Genomic DNA, 5,779 nt, shown 5'->3' on the forward strand with positions numbered 1-5,779 from the left:
GCATCCATGCAGATCCAGATACTGCGGATGGGCTTTAGACTGTCATAGTTTGATTTTGCAAACTCAACTTCCTTTTGGGCAGAGACCATTCTGGACATATAATAAATAATCCTGTTATCCAAATGATATCCAAGTTTACTGGGGTTTGTACTTTTCTGGGCTTCTATGTTTATCAGTACTTTCAGCAGTTCCTTTTCTGTGTATACTGAAAATCTTATGTCATAGAAAATCTTACCTTCACCGGGGACATTGTCTTCCTCAGATTCCTTGATGATTTTCTCGGTTTTTATAAGTTCCTGGTTAAATATCTCTGTATTAGTATGCCCCGGTTCCATCCTGACTTTGGATACTTTAGGTTCATCGATATTTGCTATGATATCGTTTATATCAGAATCGCTGAATTCCGCAAGTGTATATTTCAGGATCCTAGCAAGAATCTGTTTGTCAGCAAGTATTTCCTTTACACTTTCGTCATATTTGGCGACTTCAGATGTAATGTCTATTGTCTGCGATAAATTTGTCTTCATTTATTGTTTCTACTCCTATTATATCAAAAAAATCATAATCAACTTCGAAATAGAAGCCTCTGTTTTTCACTATTTAAATGCATTTAATGGAAAAATCCGGAGATCGTCCGGTAATCAGGTAAAAGAATTTGATATGCATCTTGCATGCTGTGTTATGATAACACGGTATGGGGACAAATTCATCTTAAGTTTGTATTAATATATGGTTTTATGCCTTAAGAAAGTCTTAATAAAACCTGTGCAAACACTTCACAAATGGCGTGGAAACGACATTCGCCATAATCACATGTGTGATATTATCTTTCAGAATAATCCCAAAATAAAAAAGAAAGGATTACGATTCATGAGAGAACCGTAATCCCTTCTTATTAGTTTAGCTTAGAATGTCAGTCAGTAGGGTAATCGAAATTACTTAACTGTAGACTTCTTGTGAGCCTGCTTCTTGACCTTGTTGATGAGCTTGGTCTTATACTCGCCCTTAGCGCCTTTAACCTTGATTGTAGCCTTCTTCTTGGTCTTGAATGCGCCCTTGCCGATCTTAACCTTACCCTTCTTGTCGGTCTTAAGAGTAATCTTCTTGAACTTAGCGTTCTTGCATGCGTTCTTTCCGATCTTCTTAATGTTCTTGCCAATGTTGAGAGTCTTACCAGTTGCATCCTTAAGAGCTTCAGGAGCGATAGATGTTACCTTATAAACGTTACCGCTGCGATCCTTAACTTCTTCAGGAATTGTAACTGTAGTAGAAGCCTTGTCTGTAGCTGTTCCCTTGAACTCAACTTCTGCAGCACCAGCTGTTGCATTTGTTACAACGAATCCGGTTGTTGCACCGTTTGCATCCTTAAGTTCGTTGCCTACAGGTGCAGGTGTTCCAGCTGTAGAACCGTCGGACTTAGCTGCTTCTTCAGCTGCTTTCTGCTCTTCAGCCTTCTTCTGTTCCTCAGCCTGTTTCTGCTCTTCCTGCTTCTTCTGCTCTTCTTGCTTCTTCTGCTCTTCTTGCTGTTTCTTTTCTTCCTCTGCCTTCTTAGCTGCTTCTTCGGCCTGTTTAGCTGCTTCTTCAGCTGCCTTCTTAGCTTCTTCAGCTGTCTTCAATGCTGCATTAGCTGCTGTCAGATCATCAAGCGTTGCACCTGCTGTTTCTGCTGCTGCGATAGCATCCTTAGCTGCCTGAATCTTATCAGCTGTAGGATCTGCCTTTGCTGCCTCTGCTGCAGTATTTGCTGCTTCAATAGCTGCCTGCTTAGCTGCTTCTTTAGCTGCTGCGTCATCAGCTGCCTGCTTAGCTGCTTCTGCTTCAGCTATCTTGTCATTTGCAGACTTAAGCTGTTCAGCTGTTGCTCCAGCCTTTTCAGCTGCTGCTACAGCGTCCTTAGCTGCTTGGATGTTAGCTTCTGTAGGTTCTGTTACAGCCTTAGCTGCTGCATCTTCAGCGGCCTTTACAGCTGCTGCGATTTCTTCTTCTGTATAAGCGTCAGAAGCGATGACTGTTACTTCAAATGCCTCAGAAGCAATAGAAGTATTGAATGTACTTGTAGCTGTAACCTTAACAGTACCTTCTTTCTTTGCTGTCAGAACACCCTTGGAATCAATGTCAGCAACTGTTGAATCATCAACTGCCCACTTAACATCCTTTGAAATACCTGTTCCAAATGCAGCAACATCAGCTGTATATGTAGCTGTCTCATCAACCTTAACTTCTTTGTCACCATCAACAGTTATGCTTGCAATACCTTTAACAGTTACTTTACATGTAGCTGTTGAACCATCATCAGCTTTAGCTGTTATTGTAGCTTCACCTGGTGCAATAGCTTTGATAACAATGTCAGAAGTTGTATCAGATTCTGTTCCAGATGCATGGAGGTTGTAACTTGTAACTTCTACAATCTTTGTATTGTCAGATGTAGCTACGATATCTCTTACAGATGCATACTTAGATGTTGTCTTATCATTAGGAAGAACTGTTGCAAACAGGTCAGATGTTCCCTGAGCTGTTGTTGTTGATTTTCCAACTTCCATCTCAAGTGTTCCGTTATTAAGCTTTACACCTGTAGCATCTACTGCATTTTCAGGAAGAAGTCTTATATCAACTGTTCCTTTTCTTCCATCTGTATCATATGCAACTACTACATAATTACCAGCAGTTGTTGAATCTATAGCTTTCACAGCAAAACTGCTATCAGCGAGTGTAATAGTCGCAACATTAGCTGAATTATCAATTCCACTTATAGTTGTTGCATTCTTAGTAGTCAATGCATCATAAGATGATTTCTTAGCAATATAAATTGCAGCAGGTGTAACAGCAGCATTATTATCGTCTTTAATTGTCAAAGTAACCTTATTATTCTTAGCAGCATCTGCTCCGGTTGAAGCAAATTTGACACTACTCTTATCAGAAGTTACAGTAAGAGGCTTTCCTTCTGTTGTTACAGTAACATCAAGAGCATCTGCAAGAAGTGCATTCTTCCCATCTCTCTTTACGGTTACATCTACTCCGGTGGTATTAAGTGTAGCAACACCAGTTATGATATTAATATCACCTGTTCCACCTGGATTACCATCACCATTACCATCATAGTACAAACCTATAAGTTCTAGTTTTCCAGTCTCTTCAGCTTTAAATGTACCTGTTTTAAGGCCAAAACTCAGCGTCGCATTTTTATAACTATCGGCATTGAACTTAGATGTAATATTTCCACCGGTACCTGCAAAGTCTTTATAATTTCCAGCTATAATAGTATTTCCATCAAGTCGCCAAGTTGCTACAAGCTTACTAGGATCATAATTCTTCACATTAGAAGCCTTTACATCAAGTACTACATTTTTCTTGCTATAGTCACCTTCTGTAAACTTCAGATCATCCTGAGGTACAGCTACTACGAAAGTAGGTGTTCCTGTTTTTTCTACATTGATAGTAACATCTACGCTCTTACTTCCAAGCGGATGCTCGGTAGCACCATCTATAGTAGTACCTACATTATCTGAATAACCTGTAACAGTAAATCTTACCTTTGCAGTACCATACTTTGACGGTGCTAAAGTTATCTGTACTGTTTTATTTACATTTTCTGTATTTGCAGAAGCTCCTGTATCTACTGTCAAAATTGAATTGGGGTCAGAAAGTTCCACACTTGAATATCCCCAACTCTTTATACCATTATCCTTATTGCTATTAGAAGCAGTTAAATAGAAGTAGGATGTACCTTCCTCCATATCTACAGAAGGAATAATGCTTGTTCCACCACTTAAAGTTGCTGTAACTCCGATTGCAGTATCTACATCACCAGCAGCTACAACTTTTACATCCTTTCCTATAGCAGCGGCTCCAGCGCCTGCATATGTTCCATCAGCTTTCTGGAACTTTGCAGATACTGTCGCAGTAGCTCCTACCGCAGCAGTACTCTTCGGAGAAACTGTTGCCGTAAGGGTATCAGCCGAAGGAACAATGTCAAATGCAGAAGTGTCTGACAATGACCATACATATTTACCAGATCCAGCATATGGAACTGCAACACTAGCTGTAGCAGATTCGCCTTTCTTCAGTTCGCTTGCATTAACAAGTCCTGCTGTATAAGGAGAAAGTACAACATCAGCACAATGCTCATCTGAAGCAGCGGAAGTAATTTTTACTATCTCTGTATTTGTCTGTGTTCCGATAAAATTATTATCCTTAAGCTGCTCTGCTGTAGCCTTCACACCTATTGCCATATAAACAGAACCTGCGTCTGAACCTGGCTCAGTAGATACTTTAAGAGATGTGTTTGTTGCCTTCTCAACTGTATATATTCCGTTTGTAACACTAGCACCAACGTTTGTAATGTCTGTGAATGAACCATTCTCAAGACCAGCTACCTTTGCGATTGCCGCATTATCACTATCAGCACTTACAAGAGCAACATATCCAGCATCCTGTGAAATACCAATTCCCTGAGTTATTCCAGCATTGCATGCCAACGTTGAATTGGTGTCATGTGTATAAGCACCATTAGTTGCTCCTGAATTCATCTGAGGAAGAGTTGTTGCTTTTGTGATAATAACATTGTACGTAACAGTTTTGGGAGTGGCCTCATCTACTGTAAATACGACCGGATAAGTTCCCTTTGTAAGTCCAGCAGCTATGTTCAAAGCCTGCGCAGGTTGTGCTCCCGCGGTGACAGGGTCAAGAATAATGTCACTCATAGTGATTTTTGCGTTTCCAGATGTCTTCGATATTTTCTTTGTATTACTGCTAGCATCATTCGTAGTTGTAAATATCAAATTTTCTGATGTCGCTGCATATCCTTCAGGAAGAATAATGCTCTGATCTCCAGTTGTATCTGCCACTGCTAAAGCTGAAACATCTGCTAATGCAGTCATAGGTATAGCCACCGCACTCAAGTTACTTACAGCCAGAGCACCGGCCAGTGCCCACGACCATATCTTTTTGTTTTTCTTCATAAAGTTTTCCCCTTTCATATGAAATGTGTTTGTCCTTTGTCGCGACAAAGTCAGGAGTTTTACTCCTGAGAGAATTGACGATTTTTCGTTAATATTTTAAAAGCAATAATCGTTAATTCTCTCAGAAATAAAAGTCGCTGAATTTGCCATAACTTTTATATTGAAAGTCAGTGTTTTACTGGCTTTACAATTCGTATACTTCAAATAGATATTTATGTGTACTTTTGGAAAAGAATTGCTGCAAATTTGCGGGAATGAAGAGTCGACAAAAACTTTTTACAGTTAATTGGGCAGAAATAGTAGAAGCGATATAGCGAATATCGCGGAATATTCATGTTATCCAAGTGGCTTTGCATAATATATAACGTAATCACAAAGGACGTGCGTGGTATGTAGATAATTCTAATAGGAGATTATTCTGTAGAGATTGAGCGTAGAAGTTCTGGATTTAATAAACATGTTTTTGTTACAAAGAGCGTTTAGAGCAGATTTGTTGTGATGGATATAGACTATTATGAGCGTACTATGAGGAAAATTGCTGAAGCCACTCTCCGTCAATAGAAAAAGGGACATCACTCACAACGATGTCCCTTGTATTACTTGATCAATAACGAAAAAGTATCAGTCTATGGTTGGGTTGAATTAAATGAATTCGAAGTTGCAGAACCATATACCTGACAGATTTTCCAGTGAGGCAACATTCTATTTTTGATATTGCTCACGTTCCATATATATGATTCGTGAGAGCATGTATACAACATAATCAGGGGGAGTTCTTACCCCTTGCTCCCAGTGGGATAGTGTTCCTACTGGGATGTGGA

1 protein-coding gene and 1 pseudogene are annotated in these 5,779 nt (G+C 39.6%); both read right to left on the bottom strand.

All coding sequences use genetic code 11. From position 1 onward, the window contains the following. Nucleotides 1–527, bottom strand: a pseudogene (locus tag G622_RS0119665) (hypothetical protein); the annotation flags it as partial. A gap of 408 nt (nucleotides 528–935) precedes the next feature. Further along, entirely contained in the window at nucleotides 936–4,958 is a 4,023-nt protein-coding gene (locus G622_RS24970; protein ID WP_049945976.1) for an Ig-like domain-containing protein, read from the bottom strand. Between the last annotated feature and the right edge of the window lie 821 nt (nucleotides 4,959–5,779).

Origin of the sequence: Butyrivibrio sp. LC3010 (genome assembly GCF_000424385.1) — a bacterium.
GTDB lineage: Bacteria > Bacillota > Clostridia > Lachnospirales > Lachnospiraceae > Butyrivibrio.